A 25,063-nucleotide genomic window follows, 5' to 3' on the forward strand; every position below is an offset into this window, starting at 1 on the left:
AAAAGCCAGTCCGCCGAGGATCGCCCGATGAGCGCCCTCAAGCGCATCCCCCTGGAAAAGCTCCGACCCGGCATGTTCGTGCATGGGTTCGAACTCTCCTGGTTCAAGCATCCCTATTTGACCACGCGCATCGGCCTCTTGCGCGACGCCGACAGGATAGAGGAACTGCGCGCCCTGGGCGTGCCCGGCGTGCAGATCGACGTGACTCGCGGCCTCGACGTGGAACCCGATCCCCAGCCCGAGCCCTGCGCCCCGGCGGAAGAAGCCCCGGCCTGCAGGGACGCCCTGGCGGAAGTGCCCCCCCAGTGGGACACCGGGCAGACCCTGCGCTACGCCCGCAGGCTCTTCGTGCAGTCCATGGAGTCCACCCGCCGGTTCCTGGCCCAGGCCGAGGCGGGCCAGGACCTGAACATGGACGAGGCCAGCCGCATCGTGGGCGTGATGGTGGAGACGGCCAAGTCCAACCGGAGCGTGCTGCGCCTGCTCTCCGTCCTGAAATCCTACGACGACTACACCTACACCCACAGCCTCAACGTGGCGGCCCTGGGCGTGCTCTTCGGGCAAGACCTGGGCCTGGGCGAGGACAAACTGCGCATCCTGGGGCTCTCGGGCCTGCTGCACGACGTGGGCAAGTGCCTGATCCCGCGCGAGATACTCACCAAGCCCCAATCGCTCACCCCGGCCGAGTTCGAGGTGATGAAACGCCACACCGTGCTGGGCTGGCGCTACGTGCAGGACCAGGGCCAGATCCCCGGCGTCGTGGCCGAGGCCGTGCTGGACCACCACGAACGCCAGGACGGCACCGGCTATCCCCGGAACCTCAAGGGCAACGGCATCCCGGGCCTGCCCAGGATCCTCTCGGTGCTCGACGTCTACGACGCCCTCACCTCCGACCGGGTCTACCGCGCCGGGCTCTCGCCCCACGCCGCCCTGCGCACCATCTACACCGAGATGAACGCCTCCCTCCCGCGCGATCTGCTCATGCGTTTCGTGCGCTGCGTGGGCGTCTACCCGCCAGGCACCGTGGTCCAGCTCAAGAACGGGTTCTACGCCGTGGTCACCGGAAGCAACCCCCGACAGCCCCTGCACCCGCCCATGACCCTCTTCCTGGGGCCGGACAGGAAACCCGTGCGCCCGCGCCGCGTGGAAACCGTGCGCCTGGGCACGGGCTCCAGCGGTTCTGGCTACGAAATCGCCCGCACCGTGGAGCCCTCCGAGGTCCAGCCGCCGGGCTCCGACATCTGGCTCTGAGCCTCCCGGCCCCTCGCCCGAAGAATGCGTCCCTGGCCGCGCCGAGGCTTGCCGCGCAGGCCGCGCGGAGGTACGAGAAGGGGAATCCCCTGAAGAGACGGACCCCACCATGCTCCGAAACACCCTCGACTTCCTGCGCGAACACGTCCAACTGCCCCGCTGCTGCGACTGGCCCACCGGTCTGGGCCGGGCCGGGCTCAAGGCCGACCTTGCGGCCGGGCTCACCGGGGCGGTCATCGTGCTGCCCCAGGGCCTGGCCTTCGCGCTCATCGCCGGGCTGCCGCCGCAGTACGGGCTCTACACCGCCATCGTGCCCACGCTGCTGGCCGCCGTGTTCGGCTCCAGCCACCACCTCATTTCGGGGCCCACCACGGCCATCTCCATCGTCATCCTGGCCAACCTTTCGCCCCTGGCCGAGCCCTTCAGCCCGCGCTACCTGGAGCTTACGCTCACGCTCACCTTCCTGGCAGGTTTGTTCCAGCTCACCCTGGGCATGGCGCGCATGGGCGCGCTTATCAACTTCGTGTCCCGTGCGGTGATGGCCGGATTCACGGCCGGAGCGGCGGTGCTCATCGGCCTGGGGCAGGTGCACCACTTCCTGGGCGTGGCCCTGCCGCGCCAGTCCATGGGGCAGTTCCTGGCCTCGCTGCCCGGGGCCGTCTCCCGGGCCAACCTGGCCTGCGTGGCCGTGGGGGGGCTTTCCATGGCCGTTGCCCTCTACTGCAAGCGCCGCCATCCGCGCGTGCCGGGCCTGCTCTTCGCCATGCTCCTCTCGGGCGCGCTGGCCTGGGCCCTGGGCGGCGAGGCGGCGGGCATCCGCATGGCCGGTGCGCTTCCCGGGGGGCTTCCCCCTGTCTCCTGGCCCTTCGCCGGGCTGGACCAGGCCGGAGACCTGATCCCCGGCGCGCTGGCCGTGGCCATGCTGGGCCTGGCCGAGGCCGTGGCCATCGCCCGCGCCGTGGCCGCGCGCACCGGGCAGCGCCTGGACAACAACCAGGAATTCCTGGGCCAGGGGCTCTCCAACATGGGGGGATCGTTCTTCTCGTCCTACGCCTCGTCGGGCTCGTTCACGCGCACGGGGGTGAACCTGGAGAGCGGCGCGCGCACGCCCTTGGCGGCGGTGATCTCGGCCTTCGCGGTGGCCCTGGCGGCCGTGCTCATCGCCCCGGCGACGGCCCACCTGCCCCTGGCCGGGGTGGCCGGGGCGCTCTTCGTGGTGGCGGGGGGGCTCGTGCACGCCCGCGAGATCGACCGCATCGTGCGCACCAGCTCCCAGGAGGCCCTGGTGATGGCCATCACGGCCGTCTCGTGCCTGGCCGTGAACCTGGAGTTCGCCCTCTTCGCGGGCGTGATGCTCTCGCTGCTCTTCTACCTCAACCGCACCTCGCACCCGCACTTCATCACCCTGGCCTCGGAGGCCGTCGGCCGCAAGCGCCACCTGGTGAACATCGCGCGCCACCCGCTGCCCGAGTGCCCCCAGGTGAAGATCCTTCGCCTGGACGGCTCCATCTTTTTCGGGGCCGTGAACCACATCGCGGAGGAGCTGCACCATATCCTCAAGGAAGCCCCCCAGCGACACGTGATCCTGGTGGCCAGCGGCGTGAACTTCATCGACGTGACGGGCTGCCAGATGGTCTTCCAGCAGGAGACCTCACTGGAAAAGGAAGGACGCAGGCTCTACCTCTGCTCGCTCAAGCAGGAGGTGCTGAACACCCTGCGCCTGTGCGGCTGCATGCAGGGCCTTGGGCGCGACCAGGTGTTCGACTCCAAGTCCGAAGCCGTGCGGGAGGTTCTCAAAAAGATCGACTTTGCCGTCTGCTGCCGCTGCGAGGCCAAGGTGTTCAAGGAGTGCCAGGACATCGCCTCGGGCTTCTGCGCCCTGGACTAGTGTTGCGTCCTCAAAATACGTCCATACGGATTATTCATTCAACTAGCTAAAACCATAGATCGTTCATTTTGAAAAACATTATCATGTTTTTCAAGATCGCGACACTAGGCGGCCCCCGACGGACGCGGCCCCGGACCATGTGCGGCCAGCAGACGCAGGCGCTCCAGCACCGGCGGGTGGCTGTATTCAAGAGCCACCAGCAAAGGGTGCGGCGTGAGGTTGGAGAGGTTGGCCAGGCTCAGAGCCTTGAGGGCCTCTGCCAGAGCCTGCGGCCCGCCGGGGGCGCGGGCGGCGAAGGCGTCGGCCTGGCGCTCGAAGCGCCTCGACACGGCGTTTGAGAGCGCCCCCAGGCCCAGGGCCAGGGGCTGCCAGGCCAGGGCGAAGAGCATAAGCCCCACATGGATCGAGGGCCGCGTGGCCCCGAAGGCCTCCTGGAGCCCGCCCCAGCCCAGGAAAAGCTGGGCCAGCCCCAGCGTCAGGCCGGTCCTGAGCGTCCCGAGCCAGAACCCCGTGCGGATGTGACCCAGCCGGGAGTGCCCGATCTCGTGGGCCAGCACGGCCACCAGCTGTTCCGGCGTCATCTTGTCCAACAAAGTGTCATACAGGCTGATGCGCTTGCGTTTTCCCACGCCCGTGAAGAAGGCGTTGGCCTTGGTGGAGCGCTTCGAGCCGTCCATGACGAACACGCCGTCCAGGGCAAAGCCTTCATCCCTTGCGTAGTCCTCGAGGGCCTGGCGTGTATCGCCCTGAGGCAGGGGCTCGAAGCGGTTGAAGAGGGGGAGAATCCACGTGGGGGCCACCACCAGGAGCACCCCGGAGAAGGCCGTGACCACGGCCCAGGCCGCGAGCCAGGCCATTCCGCCCAGGGTCTGGAAGGCCCAGAGCACGGCCGCCAGGAGCGCCCCCCCCAGGATCACGGCCAAGCCCAGACCCTTCAGCCGGTCCAGCACGAAAGTGCGCGCGGTGGTGGTGTTGAAGCCGAAACGGGCCTCCACCACGAAGGCGGACCACGCGGCGAAGGGCAGGTCCAGCAGGGCCTGGGCCAGGGCCAGCGCGCCCAGGAAGGCCAGCCCCGCGCCCACCTCGCCGGGGAAGGCCGCGCGGGCCGCACCGTCCAGCCAGCACACGCCGCCGCACGAGAGGAAGGCCAGCAGGCAGGCCAGGGAGAAACCCTCGCGCGCCAGGCCGAGGCGCGTGGAGGCCGCCAGGTAGCGCTGGCTCCTGGCGTAGGCCTCCTCGCTCCAGATGCCGCGCAGGGGGGCGGGCAGCTCCAGGGAGAGCGAGCGGACGTTGAGCCAGCGGGCCAGGGCCGAGAGGGCTTCAGTGAAGATCAGGGCCGCGAGCACGGCCAACGCGGGCAGGGTGGGGGTCACGGGGGCTCCTGGGCGCGGACGGCGCGCGGCGAGGACTCTACCGCACGCAACGGCGAGGGATCAACCGCCCGTTGAGGCGGCCGGACGGCTCTGCGCCAGGGCGCACGGGGCGGGCGCGCCCCGGCAACTCATGCGGTGCGTCCGGCGGCAGGTGCGGGCGGCCCGGCGTGGCGTCTGCCGGTCCGCGCGGTGCGAGCGGTCAGGGGATCTCGCGAATCAGGTCGTCGGCGCTGCCCAGGAGGCCGTCTGGTCCTGCCGAGGCCACGCGGTCCGGCCCGTCGCCGGGCAGCAGGAGCACGTAGGGCGCGCCCCACGGGTCGGCCTCCACCTCCGATGGCGCGGCGATGGGCCTGCCGCCGGGAGGCGTTGCGGCTCCGAAGAGCGTCTCGCGCCCTTCGGCCCAGGCCTTGCGGCAGGGATGGTCCGGCGTGGCGGCGCGCAGGTCCAGCCCGGCGCAGAGCCCGGACATGTCGGGCAGGAAGCTCTTCAGGGGCGCGCCGCGCAGGCGACGGGCCTGCCAGGCGTTGAGCGCCGTGAGGTCCAAGGCCTCCCGGGCCGTGACCAGGCGCGCGGCCTCCAGGGCGCGCGTCCGCTCCGTGATCCGCCAGGACTGGAGCGCCCACCAAAGCCCCAGGGCCAGGGCCAGGATCAGGGCCGTCGCCGCGAAGCGCCGGAGCGTGGCCGCCACGAGCGCCCGGCGCTCCCGGTCCGCCCCTGTGCGCCAGGGGCCGCGCTCCAGGCGCGCCAGCCTGGCGCGCAGGCGCTCCAGGTCGCGCAGGCCCGCCCGGCGTTGCTCCTGGAGCGAAGCCTCGTCGGACCAGGAGGCCCCCTCGCAGGAGTCCATGCCCAACGTCGAGGGGTCCTCCACGGCCTCGCGCAGGAGCCGCGCCGCGGAGAGGGCCTGGGGGCGCAGGGTCAGGGCGTCCAGGGGCCGGGCCTCTTCGAGGGCCTGGCGCATGGTCTCCAGGTGTTCCTCCAGGCGCCGCGCCAGCAGGTGCGCGCGCAGGGTGCGGGCGTCCTGTTGGAGGTTGTCGGAGACTGCCGTGGTGTAGGGCGGGGCGGTGGTCGTGAGGCTGCTCATGGCTCGGGGGTTTCCTTCATCTGGCGGAGGAGGGCCTGGAGCGCTGCCTCGGAGGCCGCGCGTCCGCCCACGGAGAGGCCCGAGAAGCGGGCGACGGCGTTGCCCTTGGGCGTGGTGGCCTCCTGGAAACGGTGGTCGTGCGCCTGGCCCCGGCTCTCCAGGGAAAACACCCAGTCCCCCCCCTGGCGGAGCCAGCGGGCGCGCCCGCCCTCGGGACCCGCGCGCCGCGCGAGGAAGCGCGCGAAATGGCGCAGGGCGAAGGGACGCCCGGAGGGCTGGGTCATGCCCAGGTAGTTGCCGTCGGAGGAGCGCACCACCACCACGGGGAGGTCCTGGAACGCGTCGGGCGGGGCCTCTTCGGTCTGGTCGGCCGGTGCGGGCGTCCGGGGAGGGTCGGATGCGGGGGCGCTCCGGAGCGGGGCCTGTGGGGGGCTACCGGGTGCTCTTGCTCCCTGGACGGCGGCCGGACGAGCCTGGACCGGCCGGTTCCCGGGCGCGCCGCATGCCGAAGCCGGTGCGGCGCGGCCGACATCCGCGCCGGGCGTGGACCTGCCCGGGGCGTGCGCGGGGGGGGAGGACCCGCTCGGAAGGGCCTCGGCCACGGCGTCGAGCTTGGCCAGCAGCTCGGCCATGAGGGAATGAGTGCGGTTCTGCAGGGTGAAGAGCCCCTCCAGAAGCCCCTCGATGCGCGCCAGGGAGTCCGGGGGCGATGGGGCGGCCGTTCCGGGGGCATTTCCCGGCGGTTTTGGCGCGCCGGAGTCCGCGGGGGCCACCGGCACGGGTGCGGGCGCGGCGGGCGAGAACTCTTCGCCCAGGCGGGCGCGGGCGGCCTCCACGGAGAGGCCGCGCCGGAAATGGGTCTGGATGGCCCGGGCCAGGTCCAGGCACCGGGGCGCGAAGCGCAGGGGTTTGCCGTCCCCCTCGGCCTGCCAGAACTCCGGGAACTTGCGGCGGTAGCTCTTGATGGTGGTCTCGCTGACGCCCAGGGCCCGGGCCAGGTCGCGGTGCGTCAGCGTGTTGTCGTCCCCGGGCCGGGCCACGGGTCAGCTCCTGCCCGCCAGGAGGATGGCCAGTGCGGTGGTGAGCTTCACCACCTCGGCGTTGGAGGTGCGCACCATGTGGGCGAGACGCCCGCAGAGGGCGGCCAGGAGCTTGCAGCCGGTTTCGGGGCGGGCGCGCACCAGCTTGAAGAGGCGCTCGCGGTCCGTGACCAGGAAGATGCAGGGCTCCTGGGTCTCCACCGTGGCGGAGCGGGGGGCGTCGCTCACCAGGCCCATCTCGCCGAAGAAGGGCGCGTCGTCGCCCGTGAGGTGCGCCAGCACCTTGGAGGGCTCCTTTCCGGCCAGGGCCTCGGGAGCGATGCCCGGCAGCACCATGGATTTGACCACGCGCACGCTGCCGGCCACCAGCACGAACATCTCGCTGCCCGTTTCGCCCTCGGCGATGATGCGCGTGGCGGCGGGCACTTCACGGCGGGTGAAGAGCGGGCGCACGGCCTCGATCTCGCCGGGGTCGAGGTCCGCGAAGAGGCTGATGCCCTCGAAGCCGCTCACGCCGAGCGCTCCAGGAAGATGATGCCGTCGAAGGCTGTCAGGTCCGTCCCGGGGCCGGGGTTGAGGGCCACCTTGGGGCCCTGGCTGCCCAGGGGGCCGTCGCGCCCGGCGGCCTGGAAGAGCTCCAGGATGTAGCTGTCCAGGGCCTGGGAGGCGTCGAGCACGTCGGAGAGCTTGAGGGTGCGCGGCAGGCGGCAGGCGGCCAGGGGCAGCTGCCCCGTGGCGGCCAGGGAAGCGCACACCAGGGCGGACCACGTCCCGGCCTGTTCCTGGCGCGTCAGGGGCCTGTAGCGCAGGCTGCCCTGGTTGCCGCCCGCCAGGAGGGCGTGGAGCACGTCGTGCATCACGGGGTGGGAGGCCATGAAGGCCATGGCCTTGGCGGCCAGCTCCTCGCGTCCCACGGCCTTGGTGGCCCCTGCGCGCAGGAGGTGTTCGCGGGCGGCGTCGCGCAGGGCCTCGGCGTAGATCACGAGCGAGGGGGCCAGGGCGTGCAGGGTGAGCGTGGTCAGCACCGAGTGGTTGTCGGCCTCTTCGGGGGGGACGTCCTCGCCGGGCAGGATGAAGGCCAGACGCGCCTTAGCGGGGTTGGCGCGCTCCAGCACGGCCTTGAGGGCCGTGTCGCCGCGCACGAAATGCAGGCCGACCCCCTGGCCCAGGCTCTGGACGAGCTCCTCGAAGCGGGAGGGTTCCATGTCGGCGGCCAGGACTGTCTGGGCCTGGGCCAGCTCCGGCATGCGGCGCAGGCGCTCCAGGAGAAGCGGTCCGTGGCCGTTCCAGCCCAGGATGAGCACGTGCCCCGTGGCGTTCACCGGCAGAAGCCCCCTGCGGCGCTGCATGCGCCGCTCCACCATGGCCGAGGCCATGGCGCCCGTGATGGAGGAGACCAGCCCGATGCCCGATGCCATGACCGCCATGCCCAGGAGCCTGCCCGGCACGGTCTTGGGGGCGAAGTCGCCGTAGCCCACCGTGAAGAGCGTGACCATGGCCCACCAGAGGCCCTCGAAAAAACCGACGGGCTCGGACTGCGTCTCCGATTCAACCCAGGAGAATCCCAGCGCCGAAGCCGCCAGCATCACTCCCGTGAGGGCCAGCGGCAGGGCGAAGGGTTTTTCAATCCAACTCGACCAGATCCTGTTCATCTTCCAGGTCGCCCTGGCGGCGCATAAGCTCCTCGAAGCGGATGTCGGCCCCGATCACGCCCACGATCTCGTCGCGCTCGTTGGCCACGGGGGCGGACACCGTGAGGCAGAGCTTGCCCGTGAACTGCGAGGTGTAGAAGTCCGTGACGTGGAACTTGCCGTTCTGCATGGGCTTCTGGAACCATTCGCGGTTGGAGAGGTCCACGCCCACCTGCATGGTGGAGAAGCGCTCGCGGTCGGCGGGGTCAGAGACCTTGCGGGTCACGAGCAGGCCTTCGGTGTCCACCAGGTAGAGGAACTGGATGAAGGGGTATTCGCCCAGGAACTTGGCCATGCGCGCGTAGGAGCGTTCGGGGTCCATCTCGCGCAGGCACTTCTCTTCGGAAAGCTTGAGGATGAGCTGCGCCGAGAGCGAGTGGGCCAGCTTCTTCAGGTGGTCGAACTCGGAGGTGAAGAGCTCCGGCATGTAGCGCTTCACCAGCGCGCGCATCTCCTGGTTGGAGAAGGAGGTGTTGCGCCCGGACTCGTAGGCTTCCATGATGCGGTTGTAGATCTTGTCCACGGCGGGGTGGCGCTTGTCCACGGCGTCGTCGCCCTCCAGCCCCATGTTGTGGTTGATCCAGTAGCTCACCCCGGCCTTGCCGGACTTGTCGGTGATGATGATGGGCACGCTGCGCCCGAGGATTTTCTGGGTGTCGAAGATGTTGTAGATCTCTTCGTTCTTGGCCAGGCCGTCCACGTGGATGCCCGCCGAGGTGGCGTTGAAGTCGCGGCCCACGAAGGGGTAGTTGGCGGGGATGGCGTATTCGAGCTCATCCTCGAAGTACGCGGCGATTTCGGAGATCACCTGGGTGTTGGCGACGTCGTCCTCGCCGGTGAGAGAGATGTACTCCACCACCATGGCCTCCAGGGGAGCGTTGCCGGTGCGCTCGCCGAAGCCCAGCAGGGTGCAGTTGGCCCCGGAGCAGCCCGAGAGCCAGGCCGTGGAGGCGTTCACGAGCACCTTGTGGAAGTCGTTGTGGCCGTGCCATTCGAGCCATTCCGAGGGCACCTGGGCCTCGTCGGTGAAGGCGCGCACGAGCTTGGAGACGCTGCGGGGCAGGGCCGCGCCGGGGTAGGGCACGCCGTAGCCCATGGTGTCGCACAGCCTGATCTTCACGGGCATGCCCGCCTGGCGCGAGCGCTCCATGAGCGCCTGGGCGAAGGGCAGGCAGAAGCCGAAGATGTCGGCGCGGGTGAGGTCCTCAAAGTGGCAGCGCGGCACAATGCCCCACTCCAGGGCCTGGTCCACCACGGCCAGGTAGCTCTCCATGGCGGCCTTGCGGTCTTTGCCCAGCTTGAGGTGGATGTGGTAGTCCGACACGCTGGTGAGAAGCCCGGTCTCCTTGAGGCCCATGGACTTCACGAGCTTCAGGTCGTTGGCGTTGGCCCGGATCCAGCCCGTGACCTCGGGAAATTTGTAGTCCTTGGCCTGGCAGGCTTCCACGGCGCGGCGGTCCTTGTCGGAATAGAGGAAGAACTCGCTGGCGCGGATGAGTCCCGACTGGCCGCCCAGGCGGTGGAGCATGTCGAAGATGTGCACGATCTGCTTGACGGTGTAGGGGGGCCTGGCCTGCTGTCCGTCGCGGAAGGTGGTGTCCGTGATGAACATCCTCTCGGCGGGGCGGGGCATGGCGATGGTGTCGTCGAAGGGCACGCGGCTGATCTTCGTATACGGGAAGAGTTCCCTGTAAAGCTCCGGCGTGTCGCTGTTGTCCAGGCGCAGCCGGGGCATGGTGCGGTTCAGGTGCATCAGGGTCATGCTGGGGCGTCCTCCTTGGCGGGAATGGCTGGGCGGGGGGGAAATGTCAGGACTTGACTCGTTCCAGCCACGTATCAACGATTTGTTTTTCCCGCAACACGCGGGGGTTGGCGGGGTTTGCCTCGAAGGCCTTGCGGGCGGCCTCGGCGGCGTGGCGCATCCAGCCGCCCTGGCGAAGGCTCTGGGAGGCCATCACGTAGAGGGCTTCGGGTTCGTCGCCGTAGATGGCGCGCAGCAGGCCTTCGTATTCCTGGCCGAAGATCTTGCGCACGAGGGCGTTCTGGTCGTGCAGGAGGCGGCCCAGCAGGGGGTTGTCGCCCTGGTCTTCCAGGTAGGAGGCCAACAGCGCCCGGCACTTGCCGAAGAAGAAGCGCACGCGGGCGATCTCGCGGCGGATGGACTCGTTGGTCTGGAGCACCACCTGGAAGAGCTCCCGGGAGACCAGGTGCTCCTCCTCGGGCAGCTCCCTGTCCATGAGCTCGCGGAACCAGGGGCCGTAGTTCTGCTGCTGGTAGGCGTCCTCCTTGAGCTTCATGGTCTCGTGGAAGATGTAGCCGATGCACCAGTCCAGGAACTGGCTGGAGAGCCCGGGCTTGGCGTCGTTGCGGAAGAGGTGGTGGGCGGTGTCCTTGAGCCGCCAGAGCAGGCCCTTGTTCATCTCCTCGCCCACGAGGTCGTGCAGGACCTCGAAGGAGAGCTGGCTGGTCTGGTCGAACACGGCGAACTGGCTCTCCAGGATGTCGGCCGCGAGGCAGAAGTCGCGCAGCATGTCGCGCACGAACTCGGGCAGTTTTTCGAGGATCCAGGCTTTGGACATGGCATGTCTCCCGATCAGGGTTCCAGGTTGAGGGGCCGGGAGAAGCCGCCCCATTTCACGGCCAGCTGGGCCAGCCGGGCCAGGCGCTCGTCCACCAGCCGGAAGAGCGTGCCCTGGGGGTAGAGCCCGTCGGGGCCTCGGCTGCCGGCCTCCATGCCCGTGAGCAGCTCCATGGCCTCTTCGATGGAGGCCACGGGCCACACGTTGAAGAGCCCGTCGCGCACGGCCTGGAGCACCTCTTCCTTGAGCATGAGGTTCACCACGTTGTCGCGCGGGAGCAGCACCCCCTGCCTGCCCGTGAGGCCCCGGCGGCGGCAAACCTCGAAGAATCCCTCGATCTTCTGGTTGAGCCCGCCCACCGCCATGATGGCCCCCGAGGACCCCACCGCGCCCGTGAAGGCCTTGGAAAGGCTGATGGGCACGCCCGAGAGGGCCGAGAGCAGCGCGGCCAGCTCCGCGCCGGAGGCCGAATCGCCCTCCACCTCGGCGTAGCTCTGCTCGAAGCACAGGCTCCCCGTGAGCACCACGGGCTTGTCCTGGGCGAATTGGCTCACCAGGTAGCTTTTGAGGATCATCATGCCCTTGGTGTGGATGGGGCCGCCAAGCTCGGCCTCGCGCTCCAGGTCCAGGATGCCGCCGTGGCCCACGCCCACGGTGCAGGCGATCTGGTGCGGCAGGCCGAAGGGCAAATCGCCCACCATGCGCACCGAGAGGCCGTTGGCCCGGCCCACGGCCTGGCCGTCGGTGGCCACCTTGATGATCTCGCGGTCGTACTCGGCCAGGAAGTCCTCCTCCAGGAGGTTGGCCCTGAAGAGCCTCGCCTCGCGGGCCTGGCGCAGGAGCGCGCCGTCCACCATGTCGGCCCCGCGCAGCCCTGCCAGGGCGGAGGCCTCGCACATGAGTTCGCGCAGGAGCGGCAGGCGCAGGCTCAGGCGCTCCTGGTCGTCCGTGAGGGACGAGGCGTATTCCACCAGCCCGGCCAGGGCCTCGCGGGTGAAGGGCTTGAGCCCCGCCTTGGCGATCATGGCCCCGGCCAGCCCCAGGAGGGCGGTCTCGTTCTCGGGGGTGCGGGGGATGTGGTCCTGCATGTGGGCCTTGAGCTTGAAGAGCTTCTGGAAGCGCTCGTCGCCGTAGAGCAGGAGCTCGTAGGTCTCGTCGGTGCCCACGAGGATCACCTTGGCCGTGAGGGGCACGGGCTGGGGCTCGATGGTGCGGGTGCGCACCGCGTCACCGTCGGAGGGGTCCTCGATGCGGCACAGTCCGGAGCGCAGGGCGCGCAGCAGGCCCTCCCAGGCCTGGCCGCCGTGGGCCAGGTCGTCGATGCGCAGGATGAGGAACCCGCCCAAAGCCTTGTGGAGCGAGCCGGCCTTGATGAGGGTGTGGTCGGTGTAGAGCGCGCCGAAGTCCGACTCGCGCTCGGCCGAGCCCAGGAGGTTGGGATGGTTGGGGTGGTCCTCTATGACGATGGGCGCGCCCTCGGCCTTGGAGTTGTCCACGAAGAGGTTCACCTCGTAGCGTTCGGCCAGGGCGTCGGCGGTGAGGCCCTGTTCGGCGGCCTGGGGCGTGGGCAGCGCCGGGGGCTCCTTGGCCAGGAAGGCGTCGTAGTGTTCCAGCACGTCCTGGCGCACGGCCTGGAAGAACTCCAGCACCTCGGTGTGGGCGGCGAACTCCTCCTGCAGGTCCTTGAGACGCCAGTCGGCCACCTCGGCGGCGGTGTCGCGGTCGATCTTTTTTTCGCTGTCGCGGTAGGAGCGGTCGTCGCTGGTGAGGCGGCGCAGGTAGGAGCCCAGGTTGCCCAGCACCTCGTCGCCCTGGGCCTTGAGGGCCTTGCGGGTCTCGGGGTCCATGCGCTCGAAGTCCTCGTCGCTGACCACCTTGCCCTCCAGGAGGGGGTAGAGGGTCAGGCCGCCGTGTTCGTCCACTTCGAGGTTGAAGCCCTCTTCGGCGGCGCGCTCCTCCATCTCCGCGAAAAGGTCCTCGCGGTTGGCCTGGAAGTCGCGGGCGAGGCTCTGGCGCTTGGAGAGGTGGGCCTCCTGCTCGAAGCGCGAGGGGATGTCCTCGCGGATGGCGGCCACGGCCTTGGCCAGCCCGGCCTTGAGGGCGCGGCCCTTGCCAGCGGGCAGGAGCAGCGCGCGGGGGCGGTCCTGGTCGTCGAAGTTGTGCACGTAGACGATGTCCGGCGGGGTGGGGGCCTTGGCCGCGATGGGCGCCAGGAAAGACTTCAGGAAGTGTGTGCGGCCCATGTAGGGGTCGCCCGCCAGGTAGATGTTGTATTCGCGGCCCGTGAGCGCGAGTCCCAGTTCCAGGGCCGAGATGGCGCGGGGCTGGAAGCGCGAGGCGCTGGGGTCCACGGAGGGGATGTCCTGGCTGGTGGCGTAGGGCACGGATTCGGGCGGGCAGGCCGCGCGGAGCTTGTCCACGGGAAGCGGGGCGGATTTGGGCATGGAGGGTCCTGGGATCGTTTTTCCCGCGACACTAGCGCGGGCGGCCCCGGGCGGCAAGGGTCGGGGGGGCGTCCGAGCGTGGCGTTCCCGGGGGAAGGGGTCGATTGCGTGGGATTTGCGTCACGATCTTGCGGATGCCTTGCGCGGGCGCATCGTTCGTGGCAATAATAGATAGTTGCAGATTCCATCACGTTTGAAGCCGCCCCGTCCCGACGGCAAGGAGGACGCCATGAACCTTTCCATCAAGACCAAGCTCATCGCGGGCATGCTGCTGGTCATCGCGCTGGTCTTCGCGGTGATTTTCAAGGTTGTGGCCGCCAACGTCTCCACGGAGTCCTCCGAGGCGTTTATCCAGTCCGCCTCGCGGGAGCTGGCCCACGTGGACTACGCGGTGACGCTCTTCCTGGACGAGAGCAGGCTCAACGCGGACGCCCTGGCGCGCAGCCCCCTGGCCGCGCGCATCGACGAGGTGACCTCCACCTTCGTGGGCACGAGCGCGCCGCGCAAGTCCACCGTGGACCCGGACGACCCCGTGGGCAAGGAGGTGGTGGCGCTCTTCGACGCCGTGCAGCGCGCCCATCCGGCCTACGTGGAGGTGTTCATGGGCAACCGCAACGGCGGCTTCGTGAGCGCCCTGCAGGACTCCGAGATGCCCACCGGCTACGACCCCCGCAAGCGCCCCTGGTACCAGGAGGCCCTGCCCGTGAAGGACCGGCCGTCCATGTCCAAGGCCTACATGTCCACCACCAAGGAGGCCGTGACCAGCGTGACCCGCACCGTGCTGCGCGGCCAGGAGGTGATCGGCGTCATAGGCATCGACATTTCGCTCAAAAAGCTCACGGACCTCGTAGGGTCCATCAAGCTCGGGCGCACGGGCTATCTCGTGCTCGTGCAGGACGACGGCGTGGTGCTGGCCGATCCCCGGCACCCGGCATTCAACTTCAAGAAGGTCGGCGAGGCCGCGCCCTACCTGGCGGAGCTCTTCAAGCTCACCTCCGGCCACCAGGACGTGAGCGTGGACGGCAAGCCCTGCCTGGGCGTCACGGTCACTTCGCCCAAAACGGGCTGGAAGCTCCTGGGCATCATCGAGCGCGAGGAGATCATGGCCCCGGCGCGCGCCGCCGAGGCCAACCTGGCCGTCACGGGCGGGGCGGGTCTTCTGGCCATCGCCGTGGTGGTGTGGCTCTTTTCCACCCGGGTGATCATCGCCCCCCTGCGCCAGGTGAGCGGGTTTCTCGCGGCCATCGCCAAGGGCGACTACGCCCACCGCGCCAGCCACCAGCGCACCGACGAGATCGGGGGCATCCTGGACGTGCTCAACGCCACGGCCGGAAAGCTTGAAGCCAACATGCTGGAGATCCGCGCCAAGACCCAGGAGGCCGAACAGAAGGCCCGCGACGCCGAAGCCGCCACCCGCGAGGCCGAGGACGCCCGCTGCCGGGCCGAGGCCGCGCGCAGCGAGGGCATGCTCCAGGCCGCCGGCAAGCTCGAACGCATCGTGGAGGGCCTGGGCGGCGCGTCCTCGCAACTGGAGCAGCGTATCGAGGATTCCAGCCGGGGCGCGCGCGAACAGGCCGGGCGCGCAGCCGACACGGCCAACTCCATGGAACAGATGACCTCCACCGTGCTCGACGTGGCCCGCAACGCCTCCCAGGCCGCCTCCACTGCGGACCAGGCCCGGTCCAAGGCCCAGGAGGGTTCCGGCGCCGTGGACCGGGTGCTCGCGGGCATGCACGAGGTGCAGGGACAGTCCGAACGGCTCAAGGACGACATGCGCCAGCTTGGCGCACAGGCCGAGGACATCGGCCGTGTGCTCACCGTGATCTCCGACATCGCCGACCAGACCAACCTCCTGGCCCTCAACGCGGCCATCGAGGCCGCCCGCGCGGGCGACGCGGGCAGGGGCTTCGCCGTGGTGGCCGACGAAGTGCGCAAGCTCGCCGAGAAGACCATGACCGCCACCCGCGAGGTGGGCGACGCCATCGGGGCCATCCAGCAGAGCGCACGGCGCAACGTGGAGAACGTGGAGCGCTCGGTGACTCTCATCGGCGAGGCCGCGCGCCTGGCCGACGGCTCGGGGCGCACCCTGGAGGAGATCGTGAAGCTCGTGGAGTCCGCCTCGGACCAGGTGCGGGCCATCGCCGCGGCCAGCGAGGAGCAGTCGGCGGCCAGCGAGGAGATCAGCCGCTCCGTCGAAGAGGTGAACTCCGTCTCGGCCCATACCTCCCAGGCCATGGCCGAGGCTTCAAAGGCCGTGAGCGATCTGGCCGGGCAGGCCCAGGCGCTCCAGGCGCTCATCGACTCCCTGCAGGACGAGGCGCGCGGCGGCCCCGGCTCCTGTCCGCCCGCGCTGGGGCCGGGCCGGTCCTGATCCCTCCGGCCGCCGCTCCCCGTCGCGCGCGTGCCCCTCGCCCCGCAGAGGCCTCCCGGCGGGGCTACGCGCGCGACGGGTGTTGCGCCCCAGGCCAATCCTGGGATACGCCTGGAGCGGGACGCCCCGGGCGTTCACACGTCCAGGCAGGGGGCTTGCGTGGCCGATGCGGAACCGGATTGTACAGGCGGTGAACGCAGACGCGTCGGCGCGCCCGGCATCTTCCTCAAATTCGCGTTCCGCACCGCCGTGTCGGACAAGCGGCCGGACAAGCCCAGCAGCGCCGGACAGGCCCGTCTCTCGGGGCGCGACGTGTACTACTACGTGGAGAAGTCGCCGGAAAAGGCACTGACCATCCGGCCCCTCAACGTCCACGCCCACCCGGAGGGCGAGGGCCGTCCGCTCACCTTCGAGGACCTCCTGGAGCGCTACCGGCCCGAACCGCTCTATTATTACAACAAGGTCAAGCCCGTCATGGAGCGGGTGGAGGGCCTGGTCGAGGCCGGGCAGGCCAGCCTGGACGCGGGCAACACCGGCCGCGCCGAGACGCTCTTCAAGCAGGCCCTGGACCTGGACCACCACAACGTACGGGCCATCTTCGGCCTGGGCTTCGTCTACCTGCGCTCGGGCTCCCTGGACGACGCCCGCCACGTGTTCCGGCAACTCATGCTGCTGCCCACGGCCTTCACCGAGGAATACCGCCACCTCTTCAACGCCTTCGGCATCCAGATGCGCCGCAGGGGCATGCTGCAAGACGCCCGCGCCTTCTACGAAAAAGCCCTGGGCTTCGGCGTGGAGGACGAACACCTCCTCTTCAACCTGGCCCGGGCGCACTACGCGGCCAGCGAGTTCGACCTTGCCCGCGCCCAGGTGGAGCGCGCCCTGAACCTGGACCCGGAGTTCGATCCCGCTAGGCGACTGCTCAAGGCCCTGGACAAGGCCCAGGACCTGCTCCCCGAAGAATTCACCGAGCCCGAACCGGAACGGCACGACCTGGAGCAAACCCCTGAACCGGAACCCCTGAGCGACGCCCAACGCTACCCCGACCTGGACCTGGACGGAGTGCCCTGGGAATGACCCCCAAAACCACTGCCGGACATTGCCCTTCGCTCGTTTTTCTGCAATCATGACGCACGGCTGCTTTCGCCGTCCCAGAAAAGCGAGGACACACCATGCTCATACGCGACTGGATGACCAAAGACGTGATCACCGTCGGTCCGGAGACCTCCATGATGAAGGCCTCCAAACTCATGCGCGAACGCAAGATCAGCCGCCTGCCCGTGGTGGACGACTCCGGGCGGCTCCTTGGCATCGTCTCGGACCGGGACCTCAAGGAGGCCTCCCCCTCCAAGGCCACCAGCCTGGACATGCACGAGCTCTACTACCTGCTCTCCGAGATCAAGGTGAAGGACATCATGACCAAGACCCCCTTGGCCGTGAAGCCCTCCGAAACCGTGGAAAAAGCCGCCGTTCTCATGATGAACAACAACTTCGGCGGCCTGCCCGTGGTGGACGAAAACCTCAAGGTGGTGGGCATCATCACCGACTCCGACGTCTTCAAGGTGCTCGTGGAGATCACCGGCGTCACCGAAGGCGGCGTGCAGCTGGCCTTCAGCCTGCCCAACTCCCCGGGCAAGCTCAAGGACGTGCTGGACGACCTCAAGGGCTTCGGCGCGCGCATCGTGAGCGTGCTCACCTCCTTCACCCACGCCGACGAAGGACACCGCGCCGTCTACATCCGCATCCAGGACCCCGACAAATCCGTGCTCACCGAAATGGTGGACGCGCTCTCTCAAAAATACACCCTGCTCTACTGGGTGCGCGACAACCTCAACCCCATCATCCCCTAGCCAGCTACGCCCCGCGCGGCCCGTCCAACCCAGGACGGGCCGCCCCGGCTTGACAGCGCCCCGGAAACGCCTACTTCCATGGGGCTTCCACACGCATTTCCCCGAGGAGACCCCCATGTCACAGACCCACGTCTGCCCCCACTGCAACCAGGAACTGACCCCGTGGCTCGGCCCCCCCGAGTCCGGCTGGGGCGAAATCCTGGTCTGCAACAACAACGAATGCCCCTACTTCAAAGGCTCCCCCAGCACCATCCGCAACACCGACGAAGCATCCCCCCTGGGCTGCCGCTACGCCCTGGACCCCGCCAACGACTACACCCCCTTCAGCCTCGTGGCCTGGCACGGCGCCTGCCGCGACTAGACAAGCCGATACCCCCGGCGGCCCCCGCCGCCTCGAAAGGGACGCCCCGGCGTCCCTTTCGGCGTTCTGAAAAGCAGCCGACGCAAGCGGCAAACAAACAACCAGACCAACAGGGAAGACACCCCGGCGGCCAGCGCTCCGCCCTGGACCCGGAGAGCGGGGCTTCGCACCGGGCACCACCAGGGGCCTACCAGGGCTCCGCCCTGGACCCGCCAAAGAGGGCTCCGCCCTCTCTGGACTCACCCGGCAGGGCTCCGCCCTGCACCCGCCGGGGGGAGAGCCTCCCCCCGGACCCCGGCAATTGCTTCGCGGGCTTCACCGGCAAGGACGGTGTTGCCGCTCCTGGTGCTGTTCGCGGGGAGATCAGGCGGATCGTCTTTCAATCGGTCCGCCTGGTCTCCCCGCGAGCAGTACCGGGACCGGCCTGCAAGACCCTTGCGGCTGCGCCACCTGTCGCGCGGGAATTCGCGCAAAGCCGCGAATCCCCGCGCGGGGGGGCCGTGGCGCTTCGCGCCAGGGGATTGTGAGCAAGAGCTTTCTCTTTGGATTTTTAATGGAGATTCCTTGTTCATCGTCGCTTGCGACGATGGCAGTCCGCCGGGATAAGCGCTGCTTTGAGCGCGTTCCCGGCGGGTGTCTGCTGCTGTCCGGGCACCAGGAGACTGGCCGCCCCCTATACACCGACCTACCCGGTGAAGCCCGCGAAGCAATAAGGGATTCCAAAGGGCGCAGCCCTTTGGCCGCCGGAGGCTATTCCTCTTCTCTCTCTATCCCCTCACTTCACCTCCCATCCGCACCCTCTTTTCCCCTCCACCCCCACATCCGCCCCATTCGCCGTCGCGAGGCGTTTGCGGGTCTAGGCGGGCGGGCCTTTGTCGGCGTGCTACCCGTCCAACCCCAGCAGCACGCGCAGCAGGGGGCGGCACGTTTCCCAGTCGGGGTCCAGCGTCCGGTCGTCCACCCGCACGACCGGCTGGATGCCTCCCAGGCTGTTGAGCCAGTAGACGTGGCGCAGGCGGTCCAGGTCGGCCAGGGTCAGGGGGATTTCTTCCACGTGCAGGTGTCGTCGTGCGGCTTCCATGGTCAGGCTGGGGAGTTTCCAGGGCGTTTTGGGTTCGTAGAAGCCTTTGCCGTCGGAGAAGAGGAGCGCGGCGCAGGCGGCTTCGAGGATGTTGCCGTGGTGGTCGACGAGGAGGGCGTCGTCGGCTCCGGCGCGGCGGGCGAAGTCCCAGGCGAGTCGCTGGTGGAGGTTGGCCATGGTTTTGTGGGCGCAGAGGTGCGAGGCGTGGGCGTGGGGATAGACGGCCAGGGCGCGCGCGGCGTGGGGGTCGATGGAGTAGGGGGTGACGGTGATGCAGAGCGTGGCTTCGCCCTGGGGGCGGTCCTGGTGGCAGAAGAGGTTCACGCGGGCGGTTTCTCCGGCGAGACCGTTGGCGTGGGCCACTTCGACGACGAGGCGCGCGGCCTCGGAGGGTGCGGGCAGGTCGCGGTGCAGGTGCAGCGCGGCGAGGCTGGCGGCGAGGCGTTCCAGATGCCGTTCCAGGCGTCGGGGCCTGCCCTGGTGGAAGAGGACGGTTTCGAAAAGGCCCATGCCGCAGCGGAAGGAGGGGCCTTCAAGGCTCAGGGCGGCGGTCCCGGGGACGAGACGGCCGTCGATCCAGGCGATCATGGCGTGTTCCTCCGGGCCAGGGCCAGGAACTTGGCGGCCTTGGCCATGGTTTCCTCGTATTCCAGGTGCGGGTCCGAGTCCACGACGATGCCGCTTCCGGCGAAGAAACCGAGCGTGCCGGAGGTGGCGTCGTGGCAGGCGGTGCGGATGGCCACGGAGCTGTCCAGGTCGCGGGGGCCGAGGCGCAGGACGAGGCAGCCGCAGTAGGCGTCGCGGTGATGGGGTTCCAGGTCCGCGATGAGCTCCACGGCGCGGGCCTTGGGGCAGCCGGTGACGGAGCCCGGGGGCAGGGCGTCCCAGAGCAGGTCCAGGGCGTCGGCGTCGGGTCGCAGCGCGCCGCTGACGTTGGCGTACATCTGGAGCAGCCCGTCCACCAGGAACACGGAGCGATGCCCCTCCACGCTAACGGAGCCGTAGGCGCAGCGGCCGGAGATGTCGTTGCGCATGAGGTCCACGATCATGGAGAGTTCGGCGTCCTCCTTGGCCGAAGCGCGCAGAGCCCTGGCGGCGGCCACGGGGTCGGCCCCGGCCAGGCGCGTGCCCTTGATGGGCTGGGCGAGCACCATGCCGCCCCGCACCCGCAGGAACCGCTCGGGAGAGGTGGAGAGCAGCGTGTAGGGCGCATCGTGATACATTCCGTAAAACATGGCCGGACGCCGGGCCAGCAGGCCCGTGAAAAGGGCCTGGGGATCGCTCCCGGCGGGCCAGTCCGCGTCGAAGCGGATGGAGAGGTTCAGCTGATAGGCGTCGCCGTCCAGGATGTGCTCCCGGGCGCATCGCACGGCGGCGGCGTAGGCCTCGCGGTCCATGGAGGGCCGGGGTGCGTGCAGTGCCGGGAGCGGGGGAGCTGGGGAGCGGCGCGCGCCAGACACCAGGCGCAGAGCCGCGTCGCGCAGGCCCGGCGTGGCGGCGTGGACCGTCACGGAGCGGGCGTCCGGGGAGGGCGCGAGCACGGCCCCGTAAGTGCGGAACACGCCCTCGGGGAAGGCGGTGGGGCGCCGGGCCACGCCCAGGCCCGGGAACCCGGCCTGGTAGGAGAGGAAGCCCAGGGCCGGTCCGGCCGAGGCGTCGCAGAAGGCCTTGAGCCCCTCCAGGCCGCCGCCGGTCTCCAGCCGCCACTCGGCTACGGGCCAGAGCCCGGCCAGGCCGGAGGCCGCCACGCCGGGCATGGGCGGCGTGACGAACACGTCGGGCCGCTCCGGGGCCAGGGCGTCGATCCAGGCGAGACCGTCAGCGGGGCAGCACGAGCTGAAAGAGGTCATGGAGAATCTCCGGGCCTTGCGGGGTCAGGAAGGATTCGGGGTGGAACTGCACGCCCGCCACGGGCAGACGGCAGTGTCGCGCGGCCATGGGGATGCCGTCCTGTTGGGCCAGCAGTTCCAGGTCCGGGGCCATGCGGCTCAGGTGGAGGGAGTGGTAGCGCCCGGCCTCGATCTCGCGGCCCAGAAAGCGGAAGCGCCCGGCGCGTCCGTGCACGCAGCCGGGCAGGCGTTCCACCGCGCCGCCGAAGTGCAGGTTGATGATCTGGAGCCCCAGGCAGACGCCCAGCACCGGGCGGCCCGACTCCAGGAGCGGGCCGTAGCCGGTGTGTTCGCGCGGGTGACCGGGGCCGGGGGAGAGCACGGTGAGGTCGAACGCATCGGCGTCCCGGGGGCGAAAGCCGAAGCAGGGGACGATCTCCGGCGCGCTCCCGGCCGCGCGGGCCAGCAGGTGCTCCAGGTTGCGCGTGAAGCTGTCGCGATGGTCCACCAGGAGGATGCGCATGTGCGCTGGTAGTGGAGGCTCGGCCCGGCGGTCAAGCGGTCCCGGGTGGCGTTGATGCCAGCCCAAGGGGGTATGCCGCCGTCCCTGGGACATCGGGCGGAAGCCCGGTGTGGAGCGCCCGTCCTCCGGGGGACGCGAAGCCATCGTACCGTGCGGGGTGGGGAAACCGTCGGCCAGGGGACGCGACCGGGTCGTTGACCGGACCTCGCCGGGAGGATAAATCCCCGCCTCGGAGATACGCCCCCCATGGAATTCGTCTCGCTTTTCGCCCAGGTGCTGGTGGCCATCCTTCTGGAGGCCGCCCCCTTCCTGTTGCTGGGCGCGCTGGCCTCGGGGCTTTTCGAAGTGTTCGTCCCGGCCGGGACCCTGGAGCGGCTCATGCCCCGGGGCACGGCGACGGGCATCCTGGCCGGGCTGGTGCTGGGGATGGTGATGCCCTGCTGCGAGTGCGGCATCGTGCCCCTGATCCGCCGCCTGCTGGGCAAGGGCGTGCCCCCCGCCACGGCCATGACCTTCATGCTGGCCGGGCCGGTGATCAATCCCGTGGTGCTGGCCTCCACGCTGGTGGCCTTCCAGGGCGACCTGGGCGTAGTGGTGGTCCGCTGCGTGCTGGTGGCGGGCGTGGCCTGCGCGGTGGGCGTGGCGGTGCGCGGACGCACGGCGCAAGAACTCCTGCTGCCCGGCGCGCGGCCCGTGGCGGCGGCCTGCGGCTGCGGCGGCGAGCCCGGGCTGTTCGGGTCCCTGGCCGACATGGTGACCCCCGCCGACGTGCGGCGTCCGTCCCTTCTCTCCCGGCTGGATCATGCCCTGCGCCACGCCCAGGCCGACTTCCTGGACATGTTCCGCGTGCTGGTGTTCGGCGCGGCCGTGGCGGCGGCCTTCAAGACCCTGGCCCCGGCCGGGGTGGTGAACCTCGTCGAAAAGGACCTGCTGCTCTCGGTGAGCGGCATGATGGGGCTGGCCGTGGTGCTCTCGCTGTGTTCCCAGGCGGACGCCTTCGTGGCGGCCTCGTTCTCGGGCTTCCCCCTGGCGGCCAAGGCGGCCTTCCTGGCGCTGGGGCCGGTGCTGGACATCAAGCTGGTACTCATGTGGCGCGGGGTGTTCCGCCCGGAGATCGTGCGGCTGCTCATCGTGATCCCGGCGGCCTCGATCTTCGCGGCCTGCATGCTCATGGGCGTCCTGGAGAAGTGGCCGCGATGAACGCACCGCGACGCCTGCCCGGGTATGTGGAAGCCCTGTGCCTGCTCGCCCTGGCGGGTTTTCTGGGCTACCTGCTCACGGCGGGTAACTACTGGATGTATCTCAATCCGCGCTTCCGCGCGATCTCCTGGGGGTGCGTCGCCGTGCTGGCGGGCCTGGGCGCGTATTCGCTGGCCCGGCCGCCCGCGGGGGCCACGTGGCCGCGCGCGGGGCTCTACGTGCTGGTGATCGCGCTCTGCCTGGTCAGCGAACTCGGGCTGGACCGTTGGATGCGGAACGCCGGGGTGGACGCCACCGCGCAGTCGGGCCAGGAGGAGGCGCTGCCCTCGCGGGTGCGTCGCGAAGGCGTGGAATACGTGCGCATCAACCTGGGCGAACTCTACGACATCGCGGCCCGCGAGCTGCAGGGCAAGACCGGCCTGCCCTATGCCGTGCGCGGCTTTGTGCGCCGCTCGCCGGAGATGGACGCGCGCGGCGAATTCCTGCTCTACCGCACGGCGCTTTACTGCTGCTTCGCGGACGCCACGGCCGTGGGCTTCCGGGTGCGCCCGGAAAAGGGCGCTCCACTGCCCGAGGCCGGGGCCTGGGTGGTCGCCTACGGCCGTCTGGCGCGCGACAAGGCCGACGCCCAGGCCGCCGAGGAATCCCTGGGCGGATCGGCCTTCTCCTCCGTGCAGCCCGACTGGGCCTTCCTGGCCCGCGATCTGGAGCCCGAACAGGCCCCGGGCATGGGCATGATGTACGAGTGGCGCTCCGAAGAGCCCTACGCCTTCTAAATTTTCCTCAGGCCGTTTTTGCCAGCGCGGTGGCGATGCGCTCCCGCGCGTCCAACCCCTCGATCCATTGCGGCGGCAGGGCTTCCAGGCCTTTCCACGCGCAGAGCACCATGCCCACGATCAGGTTGCGCGCGGCCGAGTCGCCGCCCGCCATGGCCGAGTCGGCCAGGGCCTCGGCCGGGGCGTCCTGGTGGCGGGCGATGAGTTGCACCACGGACTGGAAGGCTCCGTCCACGTGGCAGCTCTGGCCGAAGCGGGCCACGGCCGCCACGCTGTCCTCCCCGGCGGCGGCCAGTCCGGCGTCCATCCAGGCGTGCAGGGGCGAACCGGGCAGGCGGCCCTCCAGGGAGCGGACCAGGGCCTCGGCCGGGGGCGTTCCCTCCAGGCAGGCCAGGGCCGTGCGGGCGAAGCACTCGGCTGCGTCGAGCACCTTGGCGTTGTTGTGGGTGAGGGCTGTCTGGGCGCGGCAGGCCTTCACGCAGGCCTCCGGGTCGGCGCGCAGGGCCAGGACCACGGGGGCGATGCGCGAGGCCCCCGCCAGGTCGTCGGAGGCGCTTCCGGCGTCCTGGGGCTCCCAGCCTTCGGCCAGCCGGGCCAGGGTGGCCTTGGTGGCGCGGTCCAGGTAGCCGTCGTAGCCGCCCTCGAAGAGGGCGCGCCAGCGGCGGGAGTAGTCGGCGGGGTCGAATCCGCCGCAATCCGCGACAGACTCCAACAAGAGGAGCGTCTGGTCGCCGTAGTGGGTGAACTGCCCGGCGCGGCGGTTGGGATGGTAGGAGCCAGGCGGCGGATCGGTCAGCCCGGAGATGCGGCCGTGCCGCGCGGCGATGGCGGCCTGATCGTAGATCCAGTGGACGCCCAGGGCCAGGCTGTCGCCTGCCAGAGCGCCCCAGACCATGGCAGAGGCATTGTCCATGAGGCCCTCCCGCCGGGGCTTCAGGCCTCCGGCGCCCCGGGGCGCTTGCCCAGCCAGCGGGCCAGGGCGGCGGGTCCCAGGGGTTTCACGATCACGCCGTCCATGCCTGCCTCGCGGCAGCGGGCGGCTTCTTCGGCGCCGGTGTGGCCCGTGACGGCCAGGATGCGCACGGGGGGGCGGCCCTGCTCGGCCTCGGCGGCGCGCATGCGGCGGGCGGTTTCCGGGCCGTCCAGCACGGGCATTTCCATGTCCAGGAGCACGGCGTCGAAGGCCTGCTCCCGGAAGGCTTCCAGGGCGGACAGTCCGTCCGGGAGGATAAGCGCCTCCATACCGGCGCGCTCCAGCAGCAGGGAGGCCAGACGCCGGTTCACCGGGTCGTCGTCGGCCACGAGGATTTTCACGTCTCGCTCCTCAGGGCAACGGCTTGAACCGCGCGCTGGCCGATCCGGGAGGTCCGGCCAGCGCGGCAGTGGGGGGCTACTGGGCCGGGGCGTCCTTCTTGGCCTTGCGGGCCTGGGCCTTCTCGCGGGCCTTGGCGCGCACGCCTTCGAGGTCTTCCTTGGTGACGAAGCCCTTGCCGGTGGGGTCGAGCTTTTCCCAGCGAGCGGCGGCGCGCTTTTGCGCGGCGGCCATGAACTCGTCCTTGGTGACCTTGCCGTCGCCGTTGGCGTCCAGGGTCTTGAAGGCCTTGTCGCCCTTGACGGGCGCGTCGTCCTGGGCCAGGGCGGGGACGGCCAGGGTCAGGCTGAGGGCCAGCATGAGCAGAATCGCGCGTTTCATGAGCGGCTCCTGAAAAAAACGTTTTCCGACAC

The 25,063-nt window shown here is 69.9% G+C and carries 22 protein-coding genes; 8 read left to right on the forward strand and 14 right to left on the reverse strand.

Translation table 11 applies throughout. The features are described 5' to 3' along the window. Positions 1-27: 27 nt before the first annotated feature. Together NNJEOMEG_RS12305 and NNJEOMEG_RS12310 are read left to right on the forward strand one after the other, a co-directional pair. Entirely contained in the window at positions 28-1,251 is a 1,224-nt protein-coding gene (locus NNJEOMEG_RS12305; RefSeq protein WP_173084852.1) for a cyclic di-GMP phosphodiesterase, read from the forward strand. Between the two features lie 109 nt (positions 1,252-1,360). Then, the gene (locus NNJEOMEG_RS12310; RefSeq protein WP_173084854.1) at positions 1,361-3,139 is read left to right on the forward strand and encodes a SulP family inorganic anion transporter; all 1,779 of its coding nucleotides are present in this window, start codon (positions 1,361-1,363) and stop codon (positions 3,137-3,139) included. Between the two features lie 104 nt (positions 3,140-3,243). Here the strand turns inward: NNJEOMEG_RS12310 and NNJEOMEG_RS12315 are convergent, their stop codons facing one another. The 8 genes from NNJEOMEG_RS12315 to NNJEOMEG_RS12350 all read right to left on the reverse strand — a co-directional run bounded on the left by NNJEOMEG_RS12315 (position 3,244) and on the right by NNJEOMEG_RS12350 (position 13,347). Continuing rightward, on the reverse strand, positions 3,244-4,512 hold the full coding sequence (locus tag NNJEOMEG_RS12315) for a M48 family metallopeptidase (RefSeq protein ID WP_235956945.1): 1,269 nt from the start codon (positions 4,510-4,512) through the stop codon (positions 3,244-3,246). A gap of 199 nt (positions 4,513-4,711) precedes the next feature. Further along, positions 4,712-5,593, reverse strand: a complete 882-nt coding sequence (locus NNJEOMEG_RS12320) for a hypothetical protein (RefSeq protein ID WP_173084856.1) — start codon at positions 5,591-5,593, stop codon at positions 4,712-4,714. Further along, positions 5,590-6,633, reverse strand: coding sequence for a MerR family transcriptional regulator (locus NNJEOMEG_RS12325; RefSeq protein WP_173084858.1), 1,044 nt, complete (start codon positions 6,631-6,633; stop codon positions 5,590-5,592). Before NNJEOMEG_RS12325 ends, NNJEOMEG_RS12320 begins: the two co-directional genes overlap by 4 nt. A gap of 3 nt (positions 6,634-6,636) precedes the next feature. Beyond that, positions 6,637-7,146, reverse strand: a complete 510-nt coding sequence (locus tag NNJEOMEG_RS12330; RefSeq protein WP_173084860.1) for a Crp/Fnr family transcriptional regulator — start codon at positions 7,144-7,146, stop codon at positions 6,637-6,639. Further along, entirely contained in the window at positions 7,143-8,285 is a 1,143-nt protein-coding gene (locus tag NNJEOMEG_RS12335) for a potassium channel family protein (protein ID WP_173084862.1), read from the reverse strand. The genes NNJEOMEG_RS12330 and NNJEOMEG_RS12335 overlap by 4 nt, the downstream gene beginning before the upstream one ends. Continuing rightward, positions 8,257-10,086, reverse strand: coding sequence for a triose-phosphate isomerase (locus tag NNJEOMEG_RS12340; protein ID WP_173084864.1), 1,830 nt, complete (start codon positions 10,084-10,086; stop codon positions 8,257-8,259). The genes NNJEOMEG_RS12335 and NNJEOMEG_RS12340 overlap by 29 nt, the downstream gene beginning before the upstream one ends. A gap of 46 nt (positions 10,087-10,132) precedes the next feature. Continuing rightward, positions 10,133-10,903, reverse strand: a complete 771-nt coding sequence (locus NNJEOMEG_RS12345; protein WP_173084866.1) for a hypothetical protein — start codon at positions 10,901-10,903, stop codon at positions 10,133-10,135. A 14-nt stretch (positions 10,904-10,917) separates the two neighbouring features. Then, positions 10,918-13,347, reverse strand: coding sequence for a Lon protease family protein (locus tag NNJEOMEG_RS12350; RefSeq protein ID WP_173084868.1), 2,430 nt, complete (start codon positions 13,345-13,347; stop codon positions 10,918-10,920). 229 nt (positions 13,348-13,576) lie between these two features. Between NNJEOMEG_RS12350 and NNJEOMEG_RS12355 the strand changes: the two genes are divergently transcribed. The 4 genes from NNJEOMEG_RS12355 to NNJEOMEG_RS12370 all read left to right on the forward strand — a co-directional run bounded on the left by NNJEOMEG_RS12355 (position 13,577) and on the right by NNJEOMEG_RS12370 (position 17,929). Next, positions 13,577-15,718, forward strand: coding sequence for a methyl-accepting chemotaxis protein (locus NNJEOMEG_RS12355; protein ID WP_173084870.1), 2,142 nt, complete (start codon positions 13,577-13,579; stop codon positions 15,716-15,718). 159 nt (positions 15,719-15,877) lie between these two features. Continuing rightward, the gene (locus tag NNJEOMEG_RS12360) at positions 15,878-16,795 is read left to right on the forward strand and encodes a tetratricopeptide repeat protein (RefSeq protein WP_173084872.1); all 918 of its coding nucleotides are present in this window, start codon (positions 15,878-15,880) and stop codon (positions 16,793-16,795) included. A gap of 95 nt (positions 16,796-16,890) precedes the next feature. Further along, entirely contained in the window at positions 16,891-17,568 is a 678-nt protein-coding gene (locus tag NNJEOMEG_RS12365; protein ID WP_173084874.1) for a CBS and ACT domain-containing protein, read from the forward strand. 115 nt (positions 17,569-17,683) lie between these two features. After that, the gene (locus NNJEOMEG_RS12370) at positions 17,684-17,929 is read left to right on the forward strand and encodes a hypothetical protein (protein WP_173084876.1); all 246 of its coding nucleotides are present in this window, start codon (positions 17,684-17,686) and stop codon (positions 17,927-17,929) included. Between the two features lie 883 nt (positions 17,930-18,812). On the opposite strand, the gene NNJEOMEG_RS12375 is transcribed toward NNJEOMEG_RS12370, so the two are convergent. The 3 genes from NNJEOMEG_RS12375 to NNJEOMEG_RS12385 are packed head-to-tail and all read right to left on the reverse strand — an operon-like array spanning position 18,813 to position 21,362. Continuing rightward, positions 18,813-19,598 (reverse strand): aminotransferase class IV, encoded by a 786-nt coding sequence (locus NNJEOMEG_RS12375; RefSeq protein WP_173084878.1) that lies wholly within the window; start codon positions 19,596-19,598, stop codon positions 18,813-18,815. After that, positions 19,595-20,860, reverse strand: a complete 1,266-nt coding sequence (locus NNJEOMEG_RS12380; protein ID WP_173084880.1) for a chorismate-binding protein — start codon at positions 20,858-20,860, stop codon at positions 19,595-19,597. Before NNJEOMEG_RS12380 ends, NNJEOMEG_RS12375 begins: the two co-directional genes overlap by 4 nt. Beyond that, positions 20,829-21,362, reverse strand: coding sequence for an aminodeoxychorismate/anthranilate synthase component II (locus NNJEOMEG_RS12385; RefSeq protein ID WP_173084882.1), 534 nt, complete (start codon positions 21,360-21,362; stop codon positions 20,829-20,831). The genes NNJEOMEG_RS12380 and NNJEOMEG_RS12385 overlap by 32 nt, the downstream gene beginning before the upstream one ends. 246 nt (positions 21,363-21,608) lie before the next feature. On the opposite strand from NNJEOMEG_RS12385, the gene NNJEOMEG_RS12390 reads away from it, so the two are divergent. Next, a complete protein-coding gene (locus NNJEOMEG_RS12390) occupies positions 21,609-22,562 on the forward strand; it encodes a permease (protein WP_173084884.1) in 954 nt (317 codons plus the stop codon). Next, positions 22,559-23,338: a TIGR03943 family putative permease subunit gene (locus tag NNJEOMEG_RS12395; protein ID WP_173084886.1), complete on the forward strand. Its 780-nt coding sequence runs from the start codon at positions 22,559-22,561 to the stop codon at positions 23,336-23,338. Before NNJEOMEG_RS12390 ends, NNJEOMEG_RS12395 begins: the two co-directional genes overlap by 4 nt. A gap of 7 nt (positions 23,339-23,345) precedes the next feature. Here the strand turns inward: NNJEOMEG_RS12395 and NNJEOMEG_RS12400 are convergent, their stop codons facing one another. The 3 genes from NNJEOMEG_RS12400 to NNJEOMEG_RS12410 all read right to left on the reverse strand — a co-directional run bounded on the left by NNJEOMEG_RS12400 (position 23,346) and on the right by NNJEOMEG_RS12410 (position 25,031). Next, positions 23,346-24,251, reverse strand: coding sequence for an ADP-ribosylglycohydrolase family protein (locus NNJEOMEG_RS12400; RefSeq protein WP_173084888.1), 906 nt, complete (start codon positions 24,249-24,251; stop codon positions 23,346-23,348). A 20-nt stretch (positions 24,252-24,271) separates the two neighbouring features. After that, a complete protein-coding gene (locus tag NNJEOMEG_RS12405; protein ID WP_173084890.1) occupies positions 24,272-24,652 on the reverse strand; it encodes a response regulator in 381 nt (126 codons plus the stop codon). 76 nt (positions 24,653-24,728) lie between these two features. Then, the gene (locus NNJEOMEG_RS12410) at positions 24,729-25,031 is read right to left on the reverse strand and encodes an EF-hand domain-containing protein (RefSeq protein ID WP_173084892.1); all 303 of its coding nucleotides are present in this window, start codon (positions 25,029-25,031) and stop codon (positions 24,729-24,731) included. Between the last annotated feature and the right edge of the window lie 32 nt (positions 25,032-25,063).

The organism is Fundidesulfovibrio magnetotacticus (assembly GCF_013019105.1).
Lineage (GTDB): Bacteria > Desulfobacterota > Desulfovibrionia > Desulfovibrionales > Desulfovibrionaceae > Fundidesulfovibrio > Fundidesulfovibrio magnetotacticus.

Excerpts from the sequence above, each read along its gene's own strand:
- NNJEOMEG_RS12305 (WP_173084852.1), top strand. The coding sequence starts at position 28 with ATGAGCGCCCTCAAGCGCATCCCCCTGGAAAAGCTCCGACCCGGCATG.
- NNJEOMEG_RS12310 (WP_173084854.1), top strand. The coding sequence starts at position 1,361 with ATGCTCCGAAACACCCTCGACTTCCTGCGCGAACACGTCCAACTGCCC.
- NNJEOMEG_RS12320 (WP_173084856.1), bottom strand. The coding sequence starts at position 5,593 with ATGAGCAGCCTCACGACCACCGCCCCGCCCTACACCACGGCAGTCTCC.
- NNJEOMEG_RS12335 (WP_173084862.1), bottom strand. The coding sequence starts at position 8,285 with ATGAACAGGATCTGGTCGAGTTGGATTGAAAAACCCTTCGCCCTGCCG.
- NNJEOMEG_RS12340 (WP_173084864.1), bottom strand. The coding sequence starts at position 10,086 with ATGACCCTGATGCACCTGAACCGCACCATGCCCCGGCTGCGCCTGGAC.
- NNJEOMEG_RS12345 (WP_173084866.1), bottom strand. The coding sequence starts at position 10,903 with ATGTCCAAAGCCTGGATCCTCGAAAAACTGCCCGAGTTCGTGCGCGAC.
- NNJEOMEG_RS12350 (WP_173084868.1), bottom strand. The coding sequence starts at position 13,347 with ATGCCCAAATCCGCCCCGCTTCCCGTGGACAAGCTCCGCGCGGCCTGC.
- NNJEOMEG_RS12355 (WP_173084870.1), top strand. The coding sequence starts at position 13,577 with ATGAACCTTTCCATCAAGACCAAGCTCATCGCGGGCATGCTGCTGGTC.
- NNJEOMEG_RS12365 (WP_173084874.1), top strand. The coding sequence starts at position 16,891 with ATGCTCATACGCGACTGGATGACCAAAGACGTGATCACCGTCGGTCCG.
- NNJEOMEG_RS12370 (WP_173084876.1), top strand. The coding sequence starts at position 17,684 with ATGTCACAGACCCACGTCTGCCCCCACTGCAACCAGGAACTGACCCCG.
- NNJEOMEG_RS12375 (WP_173084878.1), bottom strand. The coding sequence starts at position 19,598 with ATGATCGCCTGGATCGACGGCCGTCTCGTCCCCGGGACCGCCGCCCTG.
- NNJEOMEG_RS12380 (WP_173084880.1), bottom strand. The coding sequence starts at position 20,860 with ATGACCTCTTTCAGCTCGTGCTGCCCCGCTGACGGTCTCGCCTGGATC.
- NNJEOMEG_RS12385 (WP_173084882.1), bottom strand. The coding sequence starts at position 21,362 with ATGCGCATCCTCCTGGTGGACCATCGCGACAGCTTCACGCGCAACCTG.
- NNJEOMEG_RS12390 (WP_173084884.1), top strand. The coding sequence starts at position 21,609 with ATGGAATTCGTCTCGCTTTTCGCCCAGGTGCTGGTGGCCATCCTTCTG.
- NNJEOMEG_RS12395 (WP_173084886.1), top strand. The coding sequence starts at position 22,559 with ATGAACGCACCGCGACGCCTGCCCGGGTATGTGGAAGCCCTGTGCCTG.
- NNJEOMEG_RS12400 (WP_173084888.1), bottom strand. The coding sequence starts at position 24,251 with ATGGACAATGCCTCTGCCATGGTCTGGGGCGCTCTGGCAGGCGACAGC.
- NNJEOMEG_RS12410 (WP_173084892.1), bottom strand. The coding sequence starts at position 25,031 with ATGAAACGCGCGATTCTGCTCATGCTGGCCCTCAGCCTGACCCTGGCC.